The organism is Streptomyces sp. NPDC014991 (assembly GCF_043080665.1).
In the GTDB taxonomy this organism is placed as follows: domain Bacteria; phylum Actinomycetota; class Actinomycetes; order Streptomycetales; family Streptomycetaceae; genus Streptomyces.
Genome location: NZ_JBIBVY010000006.1, coordinates 284,653 through 307,930, shown reverse-complemented (window position 1 = coordinate 307,930; position 23,278 = coordinate 284,653). Strand labels below are relative to the sequence as shown.

The window sequence follows — 23,278 nt, the reverse complement described above, 5'->3', positions numbered from 1 at the left end:
TCGCCTGCCCGCCCGCCTACTTCTGCAGGATCGCCAGGTCCTCCTTCGTACGGGGGACCGCCACCGTGCCGTGGTCGTTCGGCAGGGTCTGGACGGTGAAGGCGGGGAGGGCCGTGCCGGTGGCGGCGAGGGTGCGGGCGGCGTAGACGGGGCCGCCGGACGTGGGCTCCACCGTGAGGGCGTACGTGCCCTTCAGGCCGGCCGGGACCGGGGCGGCGATGTCCTGGGTGGTGCCGGACTTCACCGTGTACGTCCTGGTGACCGGGGTTCCGCCCGCACTGCCGGCCGACGCGGTCACCTTGACCGTGGCCGTGGCGGTGGGGGCCGTCAGGGCGAGGGTCGTGCCCTTCGCCCGGTTGCCGGCCGACGTCGCGCGCGTGCCGACGGCGGCGGTGACCGGGATGAACGCCGTCTCCTTCTTGTCGCCCTTGCCCCGGACGACCTGGAGCGCCGCGACGACCGGGACCGGCCGGCCGGTGGGCGTGAGGACCAGGGAGCCGGCCTCGCCGCGGGTGACGTCGCCGAGGTCCACCGCGCCGGTCATGCCGGACTTGACGTGCAGGGTCTCGTTCCCGGCCGGGGTGATCAGGCCGTCGGGCGAGGCCAGGCGGATCTTCAGGTCGGCGTCGTCGTCGCCGGGCGTGAAGGCGATGAGGCGGACGTCGGTGGCGTCCTTCGGGATGCCGGGCAGGACCAGGCTGCCGGCCGGGTCCGCGGCCGCGGCCAGCCAGTCGCCGCCCGCCTTGTCGTCCAGGGCCTGCACGGCCGCGCCGACCCGCCCGCTGCGGACGCCGACGTGCACGGTCAGGTCGGCCTGCCGCTCGTCGGTGAGCGTCGAGAGCAGGAACGCCTTGCTGGTGTGCGGCTTGACGGTGAGGTTCTCGCCCAGCGGGGACTTGATCGCCCCCTCTTCCCCGAACAGCTCGATGTCGACGACGGCGGCGGAGTCGTCGGGGTTGGTCAGGTGGACGTAGTCGGTGCGGCCGGCGGCCGTGCCGGCGCCCGGGAACCAGAACTCGGTGTCCGCGCCGGTGCAGGTGACGCCCTGGAGGCCGCGGCCGGTGCCGGCGGCGACCTCGGTGGTCTCCTGGAGGGTCCAGCCGGGCGCGAACCCGCCGTCCGCCGTGCCGACCAGTGCGGGAGCGGCGCCGGAGGTGTCACCGGTGACCGGTGTGCCCGGCGCCTTCGGGGTGAGCACCGGCCGGCCGGCCTTCCGCTTGCCGCCCTCGCCCTTCCCGCTCTCGGTCGCCTCCCCGTCGGCCGCCTCGAGTCGTGCCGTGCCGTTGCGCGCGGCGCCCTTGGTGACGGGGGTGAACGACGTGTACGTGGTGTCGGCGATGTCCGAGTCGCTGGGTGCCGGGCACAGCAGGCTGGTGCGCTCGACGGGCAGCCGGGCGGCCGTCTCGGGGGCGGCGGCGTCGGACGGCACCGGCGTGGCGACCGCGGCGAACGCGGTGACGGCGGCCAGCGCGGCCGTGCCGGCGAACAGGGACAGGGTGGTGCGGTTCACTGCTGGCTCCCGTCGGGGCGCTCGTTGCCGGTGCCGTGGGGACGGGCCGGGTCGTAGCCCTGCCCGGCGGGGTCGTGGGCGGGGTCGTAGGCCTGCTCGTAACCCTGGCCGTAGCCCTGCTGCTGGTAGGCCGCCGGGTCGTACGACGGCTGGTCGGCGCCGCCGTCGTAGGCGTACGGGTCGTAGGGGGCTGTCCGGTAGGGGTCGGGCTGCTGGTACGTCTGCTGGTCGTAGCCCGTCGCGGTGCGGTACGGGTCCGCGCCGTGGCCGCCGTATCCGGTGTCGCCGTAGGTCGCCGGGTCCCACTCGTCGTAGGACTGCTGGTGGGGTACGGCCGCCGGGGGCTGCTCGGGCGGTGCGGGCGCGGCGGGCGGGTTCCCGGCGGCCGGTTCCTCGGCCTGTGCGCGCAGGCGGCGGGCGCGGCGGCCCTCGCCCGCGGTGGCCTGGGCGGGCACGGGCCGCTCCTCGGGGAGGTCGTCGTCGACGTCGCGGCGGCGGCCGGGGAGGGCGAGGACGACCAGGACGACGGCGAGCGCGCCCTGGGCCCACAGCCAGGCGGTGTGGGCGAGCGGTGCGTCGTAGGTGACGTCGAGCCTGCCGCCGGTGGACGGCAGGCGGAAGCCCTGGGCCCAGCCGTCGACCGTGGTGGGGGTGAGCGGCTTGCCGTCGAGGGTGGCCGTCCAGCCGTCGGCGGCGCTGTCGGCCAGGCGCAGGACACGGCTGCCCGGGCCGGCGGGGATCGTGGTGTGGACCTCCACCGGTCCCGCGGTGACCGGCTGGGCCGTGCCCGGACCGGCGGCGGGCACGATGGCCGCGCGGGAGACCTCCTGGTCGACGCGCCACAGTGCGCTGCCGCTCTGCCGGCTGAGCCGGGACAGGCCGGGAGTGGCGTCGAGGACGCGGGTGATGTCGCGGGGGGCGCCCTGGTGCACGAGGACGTAACGCACGGCGAAGCCGCCGAGTTCGTCGGCCTGGTCGCCGCCGGAGCCGGCGACCAGGTTGGCGACCACCTTGTCCAGGCGGGCGTTCTCCCCGTCGGCGGCGGCCATCTCGGCGTCCCCCATGCGGGCGCCGGAGCCGCGGACCAGGGTGTAGCGCACGCTCGTGGTGGAGTCGCTGTCCAGGATCAGGGTGCGGGCCTGGTCGCCGGTGGCGGAGTCCTCGGCGACGAACGCGGGCACCTGCGCCGGGTCGCGGCGCTCCAGGGGGCCGTCGGCGCCGCCGATCATCCAGCCGGCGGCGACGAGCAGCGGGCCGGCGGCCGAGGCGAAGGCGATCAGGGCGGCGACGGGCTGGCGCCAGCCGAAGCTCTGCTCGGCCACGCGCGCGCGTGCACCGTCGGCGCCGAGGGCGGCCGCGGCCAGCAGGGCGATGCCGTAGACGAGGGTGGCCGGTCCCGCCCAGGCGGAGCGGTTGGACAGGACGGCGAGAACGAGGCCGACGAGGGCGACGGCCCAGGCGGTACGGATGCCGAGCTGCCGCTCGGTGCGCAGGAGGGCGGCGAGGGCGGCGAGCACGATGCCGAGGAGCATCAGGCCGTGCACGGTGCCGGGGCCGCCGGGGCTGGAGCCGAGCAGATCCAGCGCGGAGGCCGCCGAGGGGCCGTACTCCAGGCCGGCCTCCCGGAAGAAGCCGGTCGGCAGGAGAGTCAGCGACCAGGGCGCGAGGATCAGCAGCGGGGTGCCGAGCTGGGCGAGGAAGCGCGGGCCGTGGGCGACGAGGTCGCGGCGGCGCAGGGCGAGGACGCCGAGGCCGAGGAGCAGCGCGAGGGGCCAGACGATCGGCGTGAAGGCGGTGGCGATGCTCAGCAGCAGCGCGTAGGCCCAGGTGGCCCGCCAGCTGCCGGGTGCGCCGGTGCGGTGCGCGAGGCCGCTCGCGGCGACGCCCGCGCGCGCGATCAGCGGAAGCAGGACGGCGAGGACGGCGGTGCCGATGCGGCCGCCGGCCAGGGCGCCGGTGGTGGCGGGCAGGAAGGCGTAGCCGATGGCCGCCCAGGCGCGCAGCAGCCGGGAGGTGACCAGGGGGCGGGAGGCGAAGTAGGCGGTGCATCCGGCGAGCGGCACCGAGCAGACCAGCAGGACGGTGACGGCGAGTCCGGTGGAGCCCAGCAGCAGGGAGCCGAGGGCCGCGACGAAGGCCAGGTAGGGCGGTGCGGACGGGGTGCCGCCGGAGCCGACCGGGTGCCAGGCGTCCAGGTAGCGGGACCACAGGTCACCGGCGTCGGCCGGGGCGGGCAGCAGGGCGCCGCCGCCGAGCGCGCCGCCGCCGAGCAGGGCGCGGCAGGCGGCGAGAGAGACGAGCAGCAGGGCGAGGAAGAGCACCGGGCCGGGTCTGCGGGCGATCCGTCTGAGCCGGGCGAACTGCTCGACCTCAAGGAAGTCGGCGTCGTCGCCGCCGGGCCCGGACTCCACGGCGCCGCCGTGCCGGCCGGCCGAGGTGGTGTCGATGTCGGAGTCGCTGGTGAAGTGGCCCGCGAGCTGTTCCACGGTGGCCCGGACGGTGGCGCCGGGCGGCGGGAACAGGGCGCGCAGTTCGCCCTTGTCGATCTGTGCGGGTCCGCGGCGACGCCGGGCGGCGATGATCCGCTCGGGGCGCAGCAGGGTGCTCAGCAGGCCGCGGATCTCGTCGAGGGCCTGTCCGGGGACCTTGCCGACGAGATAGGCGAGGGTCCGCAGGACGGTGCCGATGACGATCCGCGTCAGCACCCAGGGCAGCGCGGTCGTACGGGTGTTGGCGAGCAGGGTGTAGACGGCGCCGGCCTTGTCGACCTTGTGCGGGGATGCGGTGGTGCGGCCCGCGCAGTCGACGGTGCGGCGCTCCCGGGAGGCGGCCTCGGCGTGCCGGACGACCGCGTCGGGGGCGACCAGGACGCGGTGGCCGGCGGCGTGCGCGCGCCAGCACAGGTCGACGTCGTCGCGCATGAGGGGCAGCCGGCGGTCGAAGCCACCGAGCTGTTCGTAGACGTCGCGGCGGATGAGCATGCCGGCGGTGGAGACGGACAGCACGGTGCGGACGTGGTCGTGCTGGCCCTGGTCCTGCTCGCGGCGGTCCAGGCCGGTCCAGCGGCGGCCGGAGTTGGCGAGGGTGACGCCGACCTCGAGCAGCTGGCGGCGGTCGTACCAGCCGCGCAGCTTGGGGCCGACGACCGCGACGTCGTCGCGGCCGAGTTCGAGTTCGGTGTCGACGACCCGGAGGAGCTGGGCGAGGGCGTCGGGTTCGGGGGCGCAGTCGTCGTGCAGGAGCCACAGCCACTGGACGGGTTCGCCGTGCGGCAGTTCGGGGAGGTCGTAGGCGTCGTCGCGCCAGCTGCGCGTGACCGGGTCCCAGCCGCTGGGGCGCCTGAGGTACGGCAGGTCCTCCGGGGTGAGGACGGGCGCGGTGCGGCTCGCCTCCTCGACGGCCTGCCCGAAGCCGGTGCGGCGGGCGAGGTGCAGCACGTTGGCGTCGCCGAGGGCGTCGGTGAGCAGCTGGGCGGAGCCGTCCGCGCTGCCGGTGTCGGCGGCCACCGCGTACTGGACGGGGCGCTCCTGGCCGAGCAGCCCGGCGATCGCGTCGGGCAGCCAGCGGGCGCCGTCGTGGGAGACGAGGACCGCGGTCACCACATGACGCGGGAACTCAGGGGTGGCGGTGCCGTCTTGGGCCGCCGTATGGCTGTGCACGGACATCGAGGTACGGGCCCCGGTTCGATGGACTGCGGTGGACGCCCGCGCCTCCTCGTGCGTCGAGGGGACGGCGGGGCGTCTCGGACGAGCGACCACACTATCGGCTGGCCATGACGACGGCCCGCCGCCTGTGGACAACCCACCGGCGACGGGCCGTTCGTGACGTTCCCGTGGGTACGCGTGCGTGTGCGCTCACGCGTACGGCTGTGCGTGTGCGGCCGTACACGTGCGGTCGTGCTCAGACGGCGGCCTTCTTCAGCCGGCGGCGTTCCCGCTCGGACAGACCGCCCCAGATACCGAAGCGCTCGTCGTTGGCGAGGGCGTACTCGAGGCACTCGGAGCGGACCTCGCAGGCGAGACAGACCTTTTTGGCCTCTCTGGTGGAGCCGCCCTTCTCGGGGAAGAAGGACTCGGGGTCGGTCTGGGCGCACAGCGCGCGCTCCTGCCAGCCGAGTTCCTCGTCCGCGTCGTCGACCAGCAGTTGCTGCACCAGCTCGGTCATGTGCGCCCCTCGTCCGTCTTTCACGTCCCCGTGCGTGGCCGTTACCGATTCCGGCTGAACGACACGAGTGAAATTACAAGTGTGCTGCTCCGGGCGAGTCAAGCCGAGATCTGCTATTGGGCCCGTTATTCACTCTGCGGAACCAAGGCCGTGCGGAAAGTGTTCAAATCGGCATAAACCTTGACACGCAGGCGGGACCCACGGGGTGGCCGAAACCCGTACACGTGTCTGTACGGAGAAGGACGTCCCCGTGTTCGATCGCGTTCCGCGAGGCTCGAGCGCTCGGATGTGCCCCATGTGTCCCGGCATCCCGGTGAACAAACCTTTCACCTGACAGAAGAACCGGATGAGGTGAAACATGTCCCACATACCGGGCGGCGAGTTGACAGTGCGGGAGTGAACCGGTGTCCTAGTGGGCATGCTCGCGAACTTGGCACCCGCCTCGACCCGCACCGCCGGGTCCCTCGGTGCCGCCCGCGCGCGCTGTAGCTGTTGTTGCTGTCCCAGCTGTTGAGCCGAGCCCGCTCCGGCTGTCCCCGAGTCCATCCCGGCTCGGCCGTGTTCCACGCTCCGTGATCCCGCACCAGGGCACCCGCCCGCCCGTGACCCGGGCGGACCGCACGCGTCACCCGGCTCCACACCCCAGCTCCGGCCCGCCACTCTTCCGCCGAGGACCACCGCACCCCGATGAACAGCGACAACGACCTCCAGATCGCCGGCGACATCCTCGAAGTCCCGCACCTGCTCCAGCCGCCGCGCCAGCACCCGGCCACCGTCGCCGAGTTCGTGGGGCTGGCACGCTCGATCGCCGCCGACCGCGCCCAGTGGGCGCACCTCGTCCGCTACGACGCCACCACCCGTTGGTACCACCGGCTGCGCACCGGCCCCGGTTACGAGGTGTGGCTGCTGTCCTGGGTGCCCGGACAGGGCAGCGGGCCGCACGACCACGGCCGCTCCTCCGGTGTGCTGACCGTCCTGGAGGGCACCCTCACCGAGCGCACCGAGCACGGCACGCGCGCGCTGACGGCGGGTGCGGCGGGCGGGCCGCCGCACGGGGCCGGTGGGGAGTGGGGACGGGTGTTCGCACCGGGGTACGTCCACGAGGTCGTCAACGACACGCTGGAGCCGGCGGTCAGCCTGCACGTGTACTTCCCGGGGCTGACCGAGATGCCGATGCACGACTCCCCCCACTGCGAGGCGCGCACCGAGCCGCGTGCGGTGACCGCCTGAAACCCGGCCGCGGGCCGGCTGCCCGGAACCCGGCTGCCCGAAATCCGTCGGTGCCGCGTCCGGTGACTGCCTGACGCGTTGTCGTACCCGCCTGCGAGACTTGCCCCATGCGCATTGTGGTTCTGGCAGGCGGCATCGGTGGTGCCCGTTTCCTGCGTGGTCTGAAGCGGGCCGTGCCGGACGCGGACGTCACGGTCATCGGCAACACCGGCGACGACATCCATCTCTTCGGGCTGAAGGTCTGCCCGGACCTCGACACGGTGATGTACACGCTGGGCGGCGGCATCAACGAGGGACAGGGGTGGGGGCGGGCCGACGAGACCTTCCACCTGAAGGAGGAGCTGGCGGCCTACGGCGTCGGGCCCGAGTGGTTCGGGCTGGGCGACCGGGACTTCGCCACGCACATCGTGCGGACGCAGATGCTCGGCGCCGGCTATCCGCTGAGCGCGGTCACCGAAGCGCTGTGCGACCGCTGGCAGCCGGGCGTGAAACTGATCCCGATGACCGACGACCGCGTCGAGACGCACGTGGCCGTCACCCTGCCCGGCAGCGGTTCCGCCGCGGACGAGGGTGAACGCAAGGTGATCCACTTCCAGGAGTACTGGGTGCGGCTGCGCGCCTCCGTCCCGGCCGAGGCGGTCGTCCCGGTCGGCGCCGAGCAGGCCAAGCCGGCCCCGGGCGTCCTGGAGGCCATCGCCGCGGCGGACGTCATCCTCTTCCCGCCGTCCAACCCTGTCGTGTCCATCGGCACGATCCTGGCCGTGCCCGGCATCCGCGAGGCCATCGCCGACGCGGGCGTGCCGGTGGTCGGCCTGTCCCCCATCGTCGGCGACGCGCCCGTGCGCGGGATGGCCGACAAGGTGCTCGCCGCGGTCGGCGTGGAGTCCACGGCCGCCGCGGTCGCCGAGCACTACGGCTCCGGGCTGCTGGACGGCTGGCTGGTCGACACCGTGGACGCCGGTGTGGTGGAGCGGGTGGAGGCCGACGGCATCCGCTGCCGGGCCGTGCCGCTGATGATGACCGGCCCGGACGCGACCGCGCAGATGGCACGGGAGGCGCTGGCGCTGGCCGAGGAGGTGCGGGGAGCGTGAGCGAGGAGCGTCCGGAGTACTCGGTCCGGGCCCTGGCGGGCATCCCCGAGGTGCAGCCGGGCGACGACCTGGCCAAGCTGATCGCCGCGGCCGAGCCGTGCCTGGCCGACGGGGACGTGCTGCTCGTCACCTCCAAGATCGTGTCCAAGGCCGAGGGTCGGGTCGTCCGGGCGGCCGACCGGGAGGCCGCGATCGACGCCGAGACGGTCCGCGTCGTGGCTCGGCGCGGCATGCTCCGCATCGTGGAGAACCGGCAGGGCCTGGTCATGGCCGCCGCCGGGGTCGACGCCTCCAACACCCCCGCCGGGACGGTGCTGCTGCTGCCCGAGGACCCGGACGCGTCCGCGCGAGCGATCCGTGCCGGCCTGCGCGACGCTCTCGGCGTCGACGTCGGTGTCGTCGTCACCGACACCTTCGGGCGGCCCTGGCGCGCGGGACTGACGGACGTGGCCATCGGCGCCGCCGGGGTGCGCGTGCTGGACGACCTGCGCGGCGGCACGGACGCGCACGGCAACCCGCTCAGCGCGACCGTCGTCGCCACGGCGGACGAACTGGCCGCCGCCGGTGACCTGGTCAAGGGCAAGACGGCCGGCCGGCCCGTGGCGGTGGTGCGCGGCCTGCCGCACCTGGTGACCGCCGCCCGGGACGACACGGACGGTGCCGGGGAGGGTGCCCGGGCGCTGGTGCGCACCGCGCGGGACGACATGTTCCGGCTCGGCACCTCGGAGGCTATCCGGGAGGCGGTGACCCAGCGGCGCACGGTCCGGGCGTTCACCGACGAGCCCGTCGACCCCGGCGCGGTACGCCGCGCGGTGGCCGCGGCGGTCACCGCGCCCGCCCCGCACCACACCACGCCGTGGCGGTTCGTGCTGCTGGAGTCGGCGGAGTCCCGGACCCGGCTGCTGGACGCGATGCGGGACGCCTGGGTGGCCGATCTGCGCCGGGACGGCAGGAGCGAGGAGTCCGTCGCCCGGCGGATCCGGCGCGGGGACGTGCTCCGCAACGCGCCCTGTCTGGTCGTGCCGTGTCTCGTCATGGACGGCTCGCACACCTACGGGGACGCTCGGCGGGACGGCGCCGAGCGGGAGATGTTCGTCGTCGCGATGGGCGCGGGCGTGCAGAACCTGCTGGTCGCGCTGGCCGGGGAACGGCTGGGCTCGGCCTGGGTGTCGTCCACGATGTTCTGCCGGGACGTGGTGCGCGAGGTGCTGGAGCTGCCGGCCGGCTGGGACCCGATGGGCGCGGTGGCGGTCGGCCATCCGGCCGGGGAGCCGGGACCACGGCCGCAGCGGGACGCGGGGGCGTTCCTCGAGGTGCGGTGAGCACTCCGGACACCGCCTAGTCTCGTAGGACAGCCCCGGCAGCTCTAGGACCCACCAGTGGCAGGACGTTTCCCCCAGCGCCCCACGCGTGCGACGGTACGCGGCGGGCATGTCGCCGTACCCGCGGGCGCCGGGGCCGGGGTGCCGCGGCAGGCGAGCGCACCGGTGCGGGTACGGCGGTGGGTGCCGGACGGGCCCGTCGACCTCGGCCTGGTCCTCGGACCGCTCCGGCGCGGGCCCGCCGACCCGACGTTCCGGGCCACGGCGGACGGGTCCGTGTGGCGGACCGCCCGTACGCCCGCCGGTCCGGGCACGCTGCGGGTGCGCGCGTACGGCGGTGAGGTGCTCGGCGAGGCGTGGGGGCCCGGTGCCGGGTGGCTGCTGGAGCAGCTGCCGGAGCTGCTCGGTGCCGCCGACGATCCCGGCGCGTTCGTGCCGCGGCACCGGGTGGTGGCGCTGGCGCGGCACCGGCGGCCGGGACTGCGGCTGACCCGGACCGGGCTGGTACTGGAGTCGCTGATCCCGTCCGTGCTGGAACAGAAGGTCACGACGGACGAGGCGTACCGGGCGTGGCGGCTGCTCGTACGGCGATTCGGAGAGCCGGCGCCGGGGCCCGCCGGGGCGGGGGAACGGCCGATGTCCGTGATGCCGGCGCCGCGGACGTGGGCGCTGATTCCCTCCTGGGAGTGGCACCGGGCCGGGGTCGACGACAAGCGGGCGTCCACGATCCTGCGGGCCGTACGGGTCGCCGCGCGGCTGGAACAGGCCGTCGGGATGCCGGCGGAGGCCGCTCGGGCGCGGCTGGAGGTCGTGCCCGGGGTGGGGCCGTGGACGTCGGCCGAGGTGGTGCAGCGCAGTCACGGGGCCGCGGACGCGGTGACGGTGGGGGATCTGCATCTGCCGGGCATCGTGGGATGGGCGCTGGCCGGGGACCGGGACGCGGACGACGCCGTGATGCTGCGGCTCCTGGAGCCGTATGCCGGGCAGCGGCATCGGGCGGCCCGGCTGATCCTGCTGAGCGGGTGCGTGCCGAGGCGGCGGATGCCGAAGATGCCTCGGGTGGACATCGGGTCGCTGTGAGGGGGACTGCGCAGTCCCTCCGGTGACTGCCGCCGGACGCCGGGCGGTGGACGCTCGCCGGCGCCGCCGGGTGCCGCTGCGCCCACCCGTGCCGCCGCTGGTGTCGGTGGCGCCCGCGACTGCCGGCCAGGGTGGAGTTGTTACTGGTCGGGGGAGAAGCGGAGGGCGGCTGGGGGGATGCGGGCGTCGCACCACACACGTGCCCCCTCGCGCAGTTCGTTGTCGGCGCCCACGACGGCGCCGTCGCCGATGACCGTGCCGGTGAGGACGGAGCGTTCGCCGACGCGGGCCCGGGTGCCGATGAGGGAGTCGGTGATGACGGCGCCGGGTTCGATGACGGCGCCGGGCAGGATGGCCGAGCCGAAGACCCGCGCGCCCGGCGCGACGTACGCGCCCTCGCCGACCACCGTGCCGCCGGCCAGTTTCGCGTCCGGCGCGACCGTGGCCGTGGGGAGGATCAGGCGGTCGCCGCGACGGCCGGGGACGGCGGGGGACGGCGCGCGGCCGAGGACCAGGTCGGCCGAGCCGCGGACGAACGCGGCGGGGGTGCCGAGGTCCAGCCAGTAGGTGGAGTCGACCATGCCCTGGAGGTGGGCGCCCGCCGCCAGGAGCCCCGGGAAGGTCTCGCGTTCGACGGAGACGGGGCGGCCCGCCGGGATCGCGTCGATGACCGAGCGGCGGAAGACGTACGCCCCCGCGTTGATCTGGTCGGTGACGATCTCCTCCGGGGTCTGCGGCTTCTCCAGGAAGGCCTCGACGCGGCCGGTCGCGTCCGTGGGGACGAGACCGTAGGCGCGCGGGTCCGTCACCTTCGTCAGGTGCAGGGAGACGTCCGCGCCCGTCGACTCGTGCGTGCCGATGAGGGCCCTGATGTCCAGGCCGGTGAGGATGTCGCCGTTGAAGACCAGGACCGGGTCGTCGGGACCGGAGCGCAGCCGGGAGGCGACGTTGCGGAGGGCGCCGCCCGTGCCGAGGGGCTCCTCCTCGGTGACGTACTCCAGGTGCAGGCCCAGTGCGGAACCGTCGCCGAAGTACGGTTCGAAGACCTCGGCGAGATAGCTGGTGGCGAGGACGATGTGCTCGACGCCCGCCGCCCTGGCCCGCGCCAGCTGGTGGGTGAGGAACGGCACCCCGGCGGCCGGGACCATCGGCTTGGGCGTGTTCACCGTGAGCGGTCGCAGCCGCGTGCCCTTGCCGCCGACCAGGAGGATCGCTTCTGTCACCTGTCGTCTCTGCTTCCTGCCGGGTCCGGCCGCACCACTCGTCGACTGTCGTTTCGGCCGGTCAGTGTATGCAGACCGGGCGACGACACCCTCGATGGCCGCGCGGAGTCCCGCGAGCTCGGCGCGGTCTCCCCCGCCGGCCCCGGTCCCGGCGTCCCTGGTGGCGCGCCGCGCCGGCTGTCCGGGGGCCGTGCCGTGGACGCGCTCGCGGGGAGCGGCTTGGGGGCAGCGACCGGGTGCTGCCCGGGACGGCGGCCCCTCGCGTCCGCCCGGACACGGCGGTCGCGGCGGACACGACGGTCGCGGCGGTCGCGGCGGTCGCAGGCAGCGCCGGAGTGCGGGCAGCGCCGGAGTGCGAGCGACGACCGCGACGCAGGTGGCCGATCCAGCGGGCGGCGAGCGGGCAGGCGCCGGAGGAGGAAGTGAGCGGTCCACGCATGGGCCCGAACCAGGACACAGCCGTACGAGCGTGTCCCTCGCGGAACTGGCGGGCCGTCGTGGGCCGTTCCGCCGGACCGGTGGCCTCACCACGCTGTGCGCGCACCGGCCCGCGCGTACCCTGTGCCGGGTGAACGCCACCGATCGCACCCCTGCCGACCTGCTGACTTCCGCGCTCGCCGCGGACCCCGGCCGCCCGCTGGTGACCTTCTACGACGACGCCACGGGCGAACGCGTCGAACTGTCCGTGGCCACCTTCGCCAACTGGGTGGCCAAGACCGCCAACCTCCTTCAGGGCGACCTCTCCGCCGGGCCCGGCGACCGGGTCGCGCTGCTGCTGCCCGCGCACTGGCAGACGGCGGTGTGGCTGCTGGCGTGTTCGTCGGTGGGCGCGGTCGCGGACGTCGCGGGGGATCCGGCGGCGGCCGACGTCGTCGTCAGCGGACCGGACTCCCTGGAGGCGGCGCGGGCCTGCCGGGGTGAGCGGGTGGCGCTGGCACTGCGGCCCCTGGGCGGACGTTTCCCGCGGACGCCCGAGGGCTTCGTCGACTACGCCGTGGAGGTGCCGGGGCAGGGCGACCGGTTCGCGCCGTTCGCGCCGGTGGATCCGGAGGAGCCGGCGCTCATCGTCGCCGGACGGGAGTTCAGCGCGGCGGAGGTGGTCGAGCGGGCCTCGGCGCAGGCGCCGTCGCTGGATCTGACGGGGCCGGGGTCGCGACTGCTGTCGGGGCTGTCGTACGACACCTGGGAGGGGCTCTGCGCCGGGCTGTACGCGCCGCTGGCCGTCGGGGGGTCCGTGGTGCTGTGCCGGCATGCGGAGCGGCTGGACGAGGAGCGCCTGGCGAAGCGGGTGGAGAGCGAGAGGGTGACGGCGGTCCGGCGGTAGGACCGGAACCGTGGCCGCTGGGACGACGGCCGCCGAGACGGTGGTCCCAAGGCCACGGACCCCAGGCGCCCCAAGGGCCGCGGCCCCCATGTGACCCGGGGGCCGCGGCCGGGCGGTTCCCCCGATCGGCGTAGCACAGGGCGCCTCCCGCCCCCGCCCCCGCCATGGTCGTAGGAGCAGGACGTGAGTGACGCTCGTACGCCATGAGGGGGTGGCCCCACCGTGACCGACACCGCAGGCGAGTCCCTCGGTCCCGGTCAGGGAGCCTCCGCCACGGGTGACGGGCTGACCCGGCGCCGGCACCGGCGCTGGCTGCGGTACTCGGCGCTGGGGGCCGCCGTGCTCGCCGTCCTGGCGGGCGGGGCCGGGTGGGCCGTCTACGCCAAGCTCAGCGCCAACATCACCCCCGACGACGCGGCGGCCGCCGAGCTGGCGCGCTACGAGCGGGAACGGCCCACCGCGTTGGTGCGGGACGCGCAGAACATCCTGCTGATCGGGTCGGACACGCGGGCGGGCGAGGGCAACGGCAAGTACGGGCGGGACCTGGGCAGCGAGCGGTCGGACACGACGATCCTGCTGCACCTGGCCGCCGACCGGCGCAGCGCCACCGCGGTCTCGCTGCCCCGCGACCTGATGGTGGACATCCCGGGCTGCCGGCAGTCGGACGGCACCCGCAGCGACCCGGTGTTCGCGATGTTCAACCACGCCTTCCAGGTGGGCGGTTCGGCGTGCACGATCCGTACCGTCGAGAAGCTGACCGACATCCGCGTGGACCATCACATGGTCGTGGACTTCAGCGGGTTCAAGGAGATGGTGGACGCCGTCGACGGCGTCCAGGTGTGCCTGCGGGAACCCGTCGACGACGAGGCGGCGAAGCTGAAACTGCCCGCCGGGAAGGTCACGCTCGACGGGGAGCAGGCGCTCGGCTACGTACGTGCCCGCAAGTCGCTCGGTGACGGCAGCGACACCGAGCGGATGGAGCGGCAGCAGCGGTTCCTCGGGGCGCTCGTCAGCAAGGTCCGCAGCAGCGACGTCCTGCTGAACCCGGTGAAGCTGTATCCGGTGCTGGACGCGGCGACGTCGGCGCTGACCACCGATCCGGAACTGGCGAGTCTGCGCGGTCTGTACCAACTGGTGCGCGGACTGCGCGACATCCCCACGGATCGGATGCAGTTCCTGACCGTGCCGAGGGAGTCGTACGTCTACGACTCCAACCGTGACCAGCTCGTGGAGCCCGCGGCCGAGAGGCTGTTCGCGCGGCTGCGGGCCGACCGGCCGGTCGCGGTGACCCAGGACGCCCACAGCGAGGACACAGGGAAGGACACGGGACAGGACGGCAAGAGCGACCCCTCACCGGTGCCGACCTTCCGCGGGAACACCGCCGCCGAACACACCTGTGAGTAAGGCGCTCACCAAGACGACGGACTTCCGTTCGGAAAATGAGGGGGATTGCCCGGTTGTAGGGAGGTGGAATTTGTCACCGGCGTCGCCCGACGCTGAACTGGGCGGATAGTGTGAGCGATCCGGTGCACCTGGCCACGAGGTCCGACCTGGGGTCGTGCACTGTTTCACCGAGACCCGAGCGCCTTGTAGGGGGAAGGCGCCGCGTGGCCCCGACGGAGGATTCGGACAACCGTGGACGCGCAAGGCCGTGGGCGGGCGGACAACATCGACCCCGCAGACCAGTGGGTACTCAATCCGAACACCGGCGAATACGAACTGCGACTGACTCCTTCCCCAGCGCAGTCACCGGTCCCCGGACCGCGTCGCCCCTCTCCCCGTGACGGCGGTCGCGCGGCGAGCGGCCGTACCCGGCAGCCGGCCGGCGAGACCCGGCCGGAGCCCCGCACGCGCGGCACCGACGTGCCCGCGCCGCGCTCGGCCCGGCGCCGGGGCGGTGAGCCGGAGCCGGAGCAGGAGCCGCCCCAGGGGCGGCGCGCGGCCCGGCGGCCGGTGAAGAAGAAGTCGAGGACGAAGAAGGTCCTGCTGTGGACCGGCGGGAGCATGGCCTTCGTCCTGGTCGCCGTGACGGCCGCCGGCTACCTCTACATCAGGCACCTCAACGGCAACATCACGTCCCTGTCCGACGACGGCGCGAGCACCGGCGGGTTCAGCAAGGACCAGGCGATCAACATCCTGCTGATCGGCACCGACAAGCGCACCGGCAAGGGCAACGAGGGCTACGGCGACTCGGGCAGCGTCGGGCACGCCGACACCACCATCCTGCTGCACCTGTCCAAGGACCGGTCGAACGCCACCGCGCTGAGCATCCCCCGGGACCTGATCACCGACATCCCCGACTGCCCGACGCAGCAGGAGGACGGCACCCGGAAGGTCATCCCCGGCTCGGACGGCGCCCGTTTCAACCAGAGTCTCGGGCAGGACGACCGCACGCCGAGCTGCACCATGCGCACGGTGACCGAGCTGACCGGGATAACGCCGGACGACTTCATGGTCGCCGACTTCAACGCGGTCAAGACGCTGACCGAGGCGGTCGACGGCGTCGACGTCTGCCTGGCCAAGGACATCGACGACGCCGACTCGCATCTGAAGCTGTCCAAGGGCACGCACACGATCTCCGGTGAGCAGGCGCTGGCGTTCGTCCGTACCCGGCACTCCGTGGGCTTCGGCGGCGACCTGAGCCGGATCGGGCTCCAGCAGCAGTTCCTGGGCGCGCTGATGCGCAAGCTGAAGGGGAACTCCACGCTCACCAGCCCGACGAAGATGCTGAAGCTGGCGGAGGCGGGCACCAAGGCGCTGACCGTGGACGACAAGCTGGACAGCATCGGCAAGCTGAAGGACCTGGGCCTGGAGCTGGGCAAGCTCAACCCGAAGAACCTGACCTTCACCACGGTCCCGGTCAAGGACAACCCGGCGGAGAAGGTCCATGCCACCGTGGTGCTGGACGACGCGAAGGCGCCCGCGGTCTTCGACGCCGTCCGGAACGACGTCTCCTTCACCGACGCGAAGAAGAAGCAGAAGGCCGCGAAGGACGCCCAGGCCGCCCGGCTCAAGGGCACCAAGGCGCCCGCCTCCGAGGTGCGGGTGCGCATCCTCAACGGCGGTGCCGTCACCGGCAGTGCCCAGGCGGTGCTCAACTGGCTCCAGAACGACGAGGGCGTGACCAAGTCGGAGAACGGTGGCAACGCCCCGGCGGCGTCCGGCAGGACGACGCTGGAGTACGCCCCCGACCAGGCACCCCAGGCGCGCCGGCTGGCCGCCCTGATGGGACTGTCCGGGTCGGCGCTGAAACCGGGCAGGAGCGTGACCAACTCCCAGGGGCTGCCGGCGATGACGCTGACCCTGGGCAGGGACTTCAAGGGCGCGGGGGTGTCGCTCACGGTGCCGTCGAAGGCGCCGGAGGTCGACAAGTCCACGGCAGACAAGGTCAAGTGCGCCTCGTAGGTAACCCAACGGGCCCGTCGCGCGTCTAACCGGACGCGGGGCGGGTCCGTTGCCTGGCGCAAGGGGTGGGGAGGGCAGGGAGTTGGCGCGTAGCGATGTGCGCGGACAGGCTGCGGCGGTCGAGGACGCGAAGTCGCTCACGCCGCGGACGGTGGATGCGCCGGCGGGGCGGGGCCGCCGGCGCGGCGGGCGGGGGGCCGGCGGCCCGAAGACCGAGCCGAGACGGCGCAGACGGCGGGCCATGCGCTGGTCGGCGACCGTGCTGGCGGTGGTGATACTCGGCACGGCCGGCGCCGGCTATCTGTACTACCAGCACCTCAACGGCAACATCAAGAAGGGTGCGCGCTCCAGCGGGGACGACTCCAAGGCGCACCGGACCGAGCCGAACGCGGCCGGTCAGACTCCGCTGAACATCCTGCTGATCGGCTCCGACAGCCGCAACAGCGCGGAGAACGTGAAGCTCGGCGGCAGCAGGGACCACGCCGGCGACCCGCCGCTCGCGGACGTGCAGATGCTCATCCACCTCTCGGCGGACCGCGAAAGCGCCGCCATGGTCAGCATCCCGCGGGACACCCGGGTGGACATCCCCGAGTGCAAGGACCCCGCGACCGGCAAGCGGTATCCGCCGACGAACGACATCATCAACGTCACCCTGGCCCGCGGTGGCGCCGGCTGCACCCTGCTCACCTGGGAGAACCTCACCGGGGTCTACATCGACCACTGGATGACGATCGACTTCGCGGGTGTGGTGCGGATGGCGGACGCCATCGGCGGTGTCGAAATCTGCGTGAAGCAGAACGTGTGGGACCGCCCGACGCGGGACGTGTCCGGCGGCTCGGGACTGAAGCTGAGGGCCGGGACGCACAAGATCTACCACGAGCAGGCCCTCCAGTGGCTGCGCACGCGGCACGCCTGGGGCGACGACCTGATGCGGGCCCGCGCCCAGCACATGTACCTGAACTCGATGGTGCGCACGCTGAAGAAGCAGAACGTGTTCACCGACACCGGCCGGCTCATGGACCTGGCCGAGGCGGCCACCAAGTCGCTGAAGGTGTCGGAGGAGATCGGTACGGTCAAGAAGCTCTACGACCTCGGCATGCAGATGAAGTCGGTGCCGGCCGACCGCATCACCTCGGTGACCATGCCCAACCTGCAGGACCCGCAGGACCGCAACCACGTCGTGCCGGACAAGCCCAACGCCGACAAGATGTGGCAGATGCTCCAGGACGACGTGGCGTTCGACAAGAACGGCGGGAAGTCCGGTGGGAAGAAGGACGCCGAGGACGACAAGCCGACCAAGAAGCCGTCGGTCGACCCGGGCCGGCTCGGGGTGCTGGTGAGCAACGCCACCCGGACCGCCACGCAGGCCGCGGTGCGGCAGCGGGCCTCGGCTGTAGCCCGGACACTCGTGGACAAGGGGTACGCCCGGGCCCAGGCCGACACCTCGGGCAGTCTGGCCGAGGACAGCACGGCCGTACGGTATCCGAGCGCGGACCTTGAGGGTGACGCGCAGGCTCTGGCCGCGTCGCTGGGCATCCCGATGAGCGCGGTGCGGAAGTCGACCGACGTCTCGGGGGTCACGCTCGTCGTCGGCGCGGACTGGCGCACCGGCACCTCCTACCCCGGGAAGTCCGAGCCGAAGGCGGGCGACCTCCCCGGTAACACCGACGCGGTCAACGGCTCGGACACGAAGTCGTGCATGCCGGTGTACAGCGTCTACCGGTGGTAGCCGGTTGAACGGCGACGGGGCCCCACCCGGCCGGGTGGGGCCCCGTCGCGCAGGGCCGGTCAGGCGGCGTCCAGGACCGCCGGGCGCCGGGAGGCGATGACCTTCCTCGCCAGGGACCGGGGGCTGGTGAGGAAGCCCCAGCCCCAGCTCATGTGCATGGTGGCGAGGGCCATCGGGATCTGCAGCCGGGCCTTCGGGGGCAGCCCCCGGCCGGCCGGGACGGAGCCCGCGGCGATCGCGGCCAGGTAGCCGCCGGGGACCAGCAGGCCCCACGGCGTCAGGGCCGCGCCCACCACGATCCCCGCCGCGATCGCGCACACCGCGGTCGGCGGCGCGAGGTAGCGCAGGTTGATGGAGCCCGCGTGGTAACGGGCGACGACGTGCCGCCAGCGGCCGTAGTCCTTGTACTGCTTGGCCAGCGCCCGCACGGACGGCCGCGGCCGGTACGACACCCTCAGCTCGGGCGAGAACCAGATCAGCCCGCCCGCCTCGCGGATCCGGAAGTTCAGCTCCCAGTCCTGGGCGCGGATGAACTCCTCGTTGTAGCCGCCCTGCCGCTCCAGGGCCTCCCGGCGGAAGACACCGAGGTAGACCGTCTCGGCGGGGCCGGCCTGGCCGCCGGTGTGGAAGGCGGCGTTGCCCACACCTATCTTCGAGGTCATCGCGGCGGCGACCGCGTGCTCCCAGTCGTTCTCGCCCTCGGCGTGCATGATGCCGCCGACATTCTGCGCGCCGGTCTCCTCCAGGAGGCGGACGGCGGTGGCGATGTAGTCCGGTGAGAGCATGCCGTGGCCGTCGACGCGGACCACGACCGGGTGCCGGGAGGCCTTGATCGCCGCGTTCAGTGCCGCGGGTGTGCGACCGGTCGGGTTGGGGACGGTGTGCACGCGCGGGTCTTCGTGCACCAGCTCGGCGGCGATCTCGTCCGTGCGGTCCGTGGACGGACCGAGGGCGATCACGACCTCCATCTCGCCGGCGTACTCCTGCGCGAGGATCGCTTGGACGGCCCCGCGCAGATGCCGTTCCTCGTTGAGGACGGGCATGATCACGGATACAGCGGGGAGCCGCACGTCGGGCTTGGCGTTCATAGGAGAGTCACGTTACCGCGAACGGGGGACACCGGTGCGCGCCGCCGGGACAGCACAGCGGGCTTCAGATCGTATCGGCCTACTGTGCTCACGGATCCCACGTACGGCTTCGTCCGGAGGTGTCCCCCTTGCCCAGCCCGCCTCGGTCGCCCGCGCGTCCGCAGCCTCGCCCGCAACCGCCCCGCCGTGTGCCGCGCCCGCCCGAGCGGCCCGTGCGTTCCGTCCGGCCACCCCGGCGGCCACGCCCACGCTGGGCCATGCGGGCGGTGACCACCCTCTCGGTCGTGGTGCTGGCCTCCGCCGGCATCGGACACGCGGTCGTCAGCAGCCTGGACGCCGGCATCGCCCGGGTCGACGCCTTCAAGGACATGAAGAACCGCCCCCGAGCCGGTCACGGCATGAACGTCCTGCTCGTCGGCACCGACGGCCGCGACAAGATCGGCGAACGGGAGCGGCGCGCGTACCGGCTGGGCGGTGAGCCCTGCCACTGCACCGACACGATGATGATCGTGCACATCGCGGAGGGCCGGGAACGGGCCACCGTGGTGAGCCTGCCGCGCGACTCCTACGCCGAGACACCCTCGCACGTCGACCTGAACACCGGGCAGCGCCACGGCCCGCACCCGGTCAAGCTGAACGCGGCCTACGCCGAGGGCGGCCCCCAGCTGACCATCCGCACCGTCGAGAACATGACCCACGTGAAGATCGACCACTACCTGGAGGTCGACTTCACCAGCTTCATGCGGACGGTGGACGTGCTCGGCGGGGTGAAGGTCTGCACGCCGACACCGCTGAAGGACGCGTACACCGGCCTGGACCTCCCGTCCGGCACGCACACCCTCATGGGCGGGCAGGCCCTCCAGTACGTGCGGGCCCGGCATGTCGACGGAGCCAGCGACCTGGGCCGGATGAAGCGGCAGCAGCGGTTCCTGGCCGCGCTGATCGAGAAGGCGACCTCCTCCGGGGTGCTGCTGAACCCGATGCGGTTCCGGGACGTGACCCGGGCGGTACTCGGCTCGGTCCGTGCCGACGCGGGGTTCGGCACCGACGAACTGCTCGACCTCGGCCGTGCGATGCGGAACTTCTCCCCGTCGTCCTCCGAGTTCACCACCGTTCCCCTGGCGCAGATGGACTACCGGGTCAAGGGCATCGGCTCGACCCTGAAATGGGACCAGGCGAAGGCGGCCAGGCTGTTCCAGGCGCTGCGCGACGACGAACCGCTCACCGTGGACCGCCCGCGCCGCGACCCGGCGCCGATGCCGGTGGAGGTGGCCCCGGACCGGATCAGGGTGCAGCTGGAGAACGGCTCCGGCACGGCGGGGCTGGCCAAGCGGCTCGACGCCGCGCTCGTGGCGAACGGTTTCGCCACCACCCGGCGGCCGGTGACCGCCACCATCCGCGTCCCGCACACGGTGATCTCCTACGACCCCCGATGGGACCGCTCCGCCCGCTCCCTCGCCGCGGCCCTGCCGGGCAGCGAGCTGCGCGCGGCCCCGGGCCGGGGCCCGCTGCTGAAGGTGACCGCCGGGCCCGACTTCGGCGACGTACGCAAGGTGCGCAAGGTGCGCTTCGAGGACCCGGGGCAGCCGGAGCAGAACGTGGTGCGGGGCAGCGAGGTGGTCTGCTCCGGGAACGCGTAGGGCACCGGGACGGTGGCGGCAGGGGCGCCCTGCCGTCCCCCGGGCCCGGTGCCGGGGCCGGCCGGCCCGGCATGTCCCGAACGAGAGGGCCTAGTCCTCGAAGCCCTCCGCGGCACGCTTCTCGCGCAGTTCGCGGATCGCCCGGCGGCGCGCCAGACGGTGGGTGCGGCGGATCTGGGCCTCCTGGTAGCGGCGGCGGTCGCGGTCGGTCTCGGGGACCACCGGCGGCACCCGGCGCGGGCTGCCGTCGGCGTCCACGGCCGCGAAGACCAGGTACGCCGAGCCGACCTGGGTGGCCGGGTCGGACTCGTTCCAGCGCTCGGCCAGGACCCGGACGCCGATCTCCATGGAGGTCCGGCCGGTCCAGTTCACCTGGGCCTTGACATGCACCAGGTCACCGACGCGGACCGGCTCCAGGAACACCATCTCGTCCATCGAGGCGGTGACGGCGGGACCGCCGGAGTGCCGGCCGGCCACCGCGCCCGCCGCGTCGTCGACCAGCTTCATGATGACCCCGCCGTGCACCGTACCCAGCAGATTGGTGTCGTTGTGGGTCATGATGTGGCTGAGGGTGGTGCGTGAGGCGGACGTGGGCTTGCCCGGGATGTCCGTTTCCCTGTCCGTGGCCTGATCTGTCATGCCCTCCACCTTATGCGGAGCCCCCTTCGCGGAATTTGTGTCGGGTTCGCAACAGCGGCGCTCTGATTTTCCGACAGCCCTATGGAGCACACGGCGCGGCCCGGCACACTGGGGCGCATGAATGACTGGCCCGAGGGATGGTCCGACGACAACCGCGGCACGCGCCACGGACACGGCAGTGCCGGCGCGCAGCCGGAGGGCGCGCGCGTGATGCGCCAGGTACGGCGAGGCCAGTCGGCACCGCCGTACGGGGCCGGCGTGCCGCAGCAGCCCTCGTACGTCGACGGCCAGGGGCACGACGACGGCGGCCACGACGCGTACGACGGCGGCTTCAACACCGGCCAGGTCTACGGCACCCCCGCCGGCCGTGGTTCGGGCGGCCCCGGCACAGCGGCCGGCCGCACCCCGCGCCCCGCGCCGAACTGGCGGCGCCGGATCAAGTGGACGGCGATCACGGTGGCGACCGTGGTGGTCGTCACGTCGGTCGCGACCTACTTCTGGGCCGACTCCAAGCTGCGCCGCGAGGTGGACCTCTCCACGGTCATCGACCGGCCGGAGGGAGGCGACGGCACGAACTACCTGATCGTCGGCTCCGACAGCCGGGAGGGCATGTCCAAGGAGGACGAGAAGAACCTGCACACCGGGGGCGCCGAGGGCAAGCGCACCGACTCGATGATGATCCTGCACGTCGGCGGCAACGGCGACACGCTGATCTCCCTGCCTCGCGACTCCGACGTGGAGATCCCGTCGTACAAGGGCTCGGCGTCCGGGAAGACCTATCCCGCCAGAGGCCGGCACGAGAAGCTGAACGCGGCCTACGCCGAGGACGGGCCGACCCTGCTGGTCCGCTCGATCGAGTACAACACCGGACTGCACATCGACCACTACGTGGAGATCGGCTTCCAGGGCTTCGCCGACATCGTGGACGCGGTCGGCGGAGTCGAGATCACCATCGACAAGGGTTTCAAGGACAAGTGGTCGGGCGCCGACTTCAAGGCCGGCAAGCAGACCCTCGACGGCCGGCAGGCCCTCGCCTTCGTCCGCACCCGGCACGCGTTCGCCGCGTCCGACCTCCAGCGCACCAAGAACCAGCAGAAGTTCCTGGCCGCCCTGGCCCACCAGGTGGCCACCCCCTCGACGGTCCTCAACCCCTTCAAGCTCTACCCGACCATGGGCGCGGGCCTGGACTCCCTCATAGTCGACAAGGACATGTCGCTGTGGGACCTGGCCTCCATGTTCTGGGCCATGAAGGGCGTCAGCGGCGGTGACGGCACCTCGATGAACATGCCGATCTCCGGCTCCGCCGGCGGCAACCTGCTGTGGGACAAGGCGAAGGTGAACACCCTCGTCAAGGAACTGAACAACGACGAGAAGGTCACCGTCGCCGGCAACTGACGGCTGCGGGACACGGTGCAAGGGCACCCGCGAGGGTGCCCTTGACGCGTGGCTCAGCGGGGCCGGGTCACATCGTGGCGCCCGCCATCGCGCGACAGGTCTCGGCGCAGCGGCGACACGCCTCCGCACAGCGCATCATCTGCTGGTCGTCCGGCATGGACATACACGCCTCGGCGCACATGTCACAGACCTTCGCGCAGAGCATGCTCATCTCCCCGGCCATGGGCGAGCGCCGCATCATCATGTCGGCGCACATCCGGGTCGCCTCGGAGCAGTCCATGAGCGCGCGCATGACCTGCATCTGCGCCTGACCGCCCTGCTGCATGCAGGAGCTCATGGTCTCCTCGCACATGCTGTGGCAGCTCATGCAGGCCTCGATGCAGTCCTGCATCTGCTGGGTGATGGCGGGCATCATTCCGGACTGGGTCATGGCTCCTC

General features: G+C 73.1%; 17 protein-coding genes. 10 read left to right on the top strand and 7 right to left on the bottom strand.

Translation table 11 applies throughout. The annotated features are described in order from the left end of the window. Positions 1-16: 16 nt before the first annotated feature. The 3 genes from ACF1BE_RS13340 to ACF1BE_RS13330 form a co-directional block, all read right to left on the bottom strand. Positions 17-1,510, bottom strand: a complete 1,494-nt coding sequence (locus ACF1BE_RS13340; RefSeq protein ID WP_392199116.1) for a DUF5719 family protein — start codon at positions 1,508-1,510, stop codon at positions 17-19. Beyond that, positions 1,507-5,175, bottom strand: coding sequence for a glycosyltransferase family 2 protein (locus ACF1BE_RS13335; protein ID WP_392199115.1), 3,669 nt, complete (start codon positions 5,173-5,175; stop codon positions 1,507-1,509). Before ACF1BE_RS13335 ends, ACF1BE_RS13340 begins: the two co-directional genes overlap by 4 nt. Before the next feature lie 235 nt (positions 5,176-5,410). Further along, a complete protein-coding gene (locus ACF1BE_RS13330; protein ID WP_003975777.1) occupies positions 5,411-5,674 on the bottom strand; it encodes a WhiB family transcriptional regulator in 264 nt (87 codons plus the stop codon). 687 nt (positions 5,675-6,361) lie between these two features. Between ACF1BE_RS13330 and ACF1BE_RS13325 the strand changes: the two genes are divergently transcribed. The 4 genes from ACF1BE_RS13325 (at position 6,362) to ACF1BE_RS13310 (ending at position 10,397) form a co-directional block, all read left to right on the top strand. Next, the gene (locus tag ACF1BE_RS13325) at positions 6,362-6,904 is read left to right on the top strand and encodes a cysteine dioxygenase (RefSeq protein WP_392199114.1); all 543 of its coding nucleotides are present in this window, start codon (positions 6,362-6,364) and stop codon (positions 6,902-6,904) included. Positions 6,905-7,011: 107 nt separating this feature from the next. Continuing rightward, positions 7,012-7,995, top strand: a complete 984-nt coding sequence (gene cofD / locus ACF1BE_RS13320) for a 2-phospho-L-lactate transferase (protein ID WP_392199113.1) — start codon at positions 7,012-7,014, stop codon at positions 7,993-7,995. After that, positions 7,992-9,317: a coenzyme F420-0:L-glutamate ligase gene (locus ACF1BE_RS13315; protein ID WP_392199112.1), complete on the top strand. Its 1,326-nt coding sequence runs from the start codon at positions 7,992-7,994 to the stop codon at positions 9,315-9,317. The genes cofD and ACF1BE_RS13315 overlap by 4 nt, the downstream gene beginning before the upstream one ends. Positions 9,318-9,374: 57 nt before the next feature. Beyond that, positions 9,375-10,397, top strand: coding sequence for a DNA-3-methyladenine glycosylase family protein (locus ACF1BE_RS13310; protein WP_392199111.1), 1,023 nt, complete (start codon positions 9,375-9,377; stop codon positions 10,395-10,397). A gap of 140 nt (positions 10,398-10,537) precedes the next feature. On the opposite strand, the gene ACF1BE_RS13305 is transcribed toward ACF1BE_RS13310, so the two are convergent. After that, positions 10,538-11,620 (bottom strand): sugar phosphate nucleotidyltransferase, encoded by a 1,083-nt coding sequence (locus tag ACF1BE_RS13305; protein WP_392199110.1) that lies wholly within the window; start codon positions 11,618-11,620, stop codon positions 10,538-10,540. 568 nt (positions 11,621-12,188) lie between these two features. Between ACF1BE_RS13305 and ACF1BE_RS13300 the strand changes: the two genes are divergently transcribed. The 4 genes from ACF1BE_RS13300 (at position 12,189) to ACF1BE_RS13285 (ending at position 18,078) form a co-directional block, all read left to right on the top strand. Then, positions 12,189-12,944: a TIGR03089 family protein gene (locus ACF1BE_RS13300; RefSeq protein ID WP_392199109.1), complete on the top strand. Its 756-nt coding sequence runs from the start codon at positions 12,189-12,191 to the stop codon at positions 12,942-12,944. Positions 12,945-13,166: 222 nt separating this feature from the next. After that, entirely contained in the window at positions 13,167-14,348 is a 1,182-nt protein-coding gene (locus ACF1BE_RS13295; protein ID WP_392199108.1) for an LCP family protein, read from the top strand. A 231-nt stretch (positions 14,349-14,579) separates the two neighbouring features. Beyond that, positions 14,580-16,349 carry an LCP family protein gene (locus ACF1BE_RS13290; RefSeq protein WP_392199107.1) on the top strand — a complete coding sequence of 590 codons (1,770 nt, stop codon included), beginning with the start codon at positions 14,580-14,582 and terminating at the stop codon, positions 16,347-16,349. An 82-nt stretch (positions 16,350-16,431) separates the two neighbouring features. After that, on the top strand, positions 16,432-18,078 hold the full coding sequence (locus ACF1BE_RS13285; RefSeq protein ID WP_392199106.1) for an LCP family protein: 1,647 nt from the start codon (positions 16,432-16,434) through the stop codon (positions 18,076-18,078). Positions 18,079-18,137: 59 nt separating this feature from the next. On the opposite strand, the gene ACF1BE_RS13280 is transcribed toward ACF1BE_RS13285, so the two are convergent. Continuing rightward, entirely contained in the window at positions 18,138-19,166 is a 1,029-nt protein-coding gene (locus tag ACF1BE_RS13280) for a glycosyltransferase family 2 protein (protein ID WP_392199105.1), read from the bottom strand. A gap of 257 nt (positions 19,167-19,423) precedes the next feature. Here ACF1BE_RS13280 and ACF1BE_RS13275 point away from each other — a divergent pair, with 257 nt between their 5' ends. Further along, the gene (locus ACF1BE_RS13275) at positions 19,424-20,806 is read left to right on the top strand and encodes an LCP family protein (RefSeq protein ID WP_392199104.1); all 1,383 of its coding nucleotides are present in this window, start codon (positions 19,424-19,426) and stop codon (positions 20,804-20,806) included. Positions 20,807-20,896: 90 nt separating this feature from the next. Here the strand turns inward: ACF1BE_RS13275 and ACF1BE_RS13270 are convergent, their stop codons facing one another. Continuing rightward, complete coding sequence (locus ACF1BE_RS13270) at positions 20,897-21,445, bottom strand: acyl-CoA thioesterase (RefSeq protein ID WP_392199103.1); 549 nt, start codon at positions 21,443-21,445, stop codon at positions 20,897-20,899. Positions 21,446-21,562: 117 nt separating this feature from the next. On the opposite strand from ACF1BE_RS13270, the gene ACF1BE_RS13265 reads away from it, so the two are divergent. Then, a complete protein-coding gene (locus tag ACF1BE_RS13265) occupies positions 21,563-22,840 on the top strand; it encodes an LCP family protein (protein WP_392199102.1) in 1,278 nt (425 codons plus the stop codon). 67 nt (positions 22,841-22,907) lie between these two features. On the opposite strand, the gene ACF1BE_RS13260 is transcribed toward ACF1BE_RS13265, so the two are convergent. Next, complete coding sequence (locus ACF1BE_RS13260; RefSeq protein WP_392199101.1) at positions 22,908-23,270, bottom strand: four-helix bundle copper-binding protein; 363 nt, start codon at positions 23,268-23,270, stop codon at positions 22,908-22,910. Between the last annotated feature and the right edge of the window lie 8 nt (positions 23,271-23,278).

Bases quoted from the DNA above. Each gene is read 5' to 3' on its own strand.
- ACF1BE_RS13335 (WP_392199115.1), bottom strand. From the start codon at position 5,175: ATGTCCGTGCACAGCCATACGGCGGCCCAAGACGGCACCGCCACCCCT.
- ACF1BE_RS13330 (WP_003975777.1), bottom strand. From the start codon at position 5,674: ATGACCGAGCTGGTGCAGCAACTGCTGGTCGACGACGCGGACGAGGAA.
- ACF1BE_RS13325 (WP_392199114.1), top strand. From the start codon at position 6,362: ATGAACAGCGACAACGACCTCCAGATCGCCGGCGACATCCTCGAAGTC.
- cofD (WP_392199113.1), top strand. From the start codon at position 7,012: ATGCGCATTGTGGTTCTGGCAGGCGGCATCGGTGGTGCCCGTTTCCTG.
- ACF1BE_RS13280 (WP_392199105.1), bottom strand. From the start codon at position 19,166: ATGAACGCCAAGCCCGACGTGCGGCTCCCCGCTGTATCCGTGATCATG.
- ACF1BE_RS13275 (WP_392199104.1), top strand. From the start codon at position 19,424: ATGCGGGCGGTGACCACCCTCTCGGTCGTGGTGCTGGCCTCCGCCGGC.
- ACF1BE_RS13270 (WP_392199103.1), bottom strand. From the start codon at position 21,445: ATGACAGATCAGGCCACGGACAGGGAAACGGACATCCCGGGCAAGCCC.
- ACF1BE_RS13265 (WP_392199102.1), top strand. From the start codon at position 21,563: ATGAATGACTGGCCCGAGGGATGGTCCGACGACAACCGCGGCACGCGC.
- ACF1BE_RS13260 (WP_392199101.1), bottom strand. From the start codon at position 23,270: ATGACCCAGTCCGGAATGATGCCCGCCATCACCCAGCAGATGCAGGAC.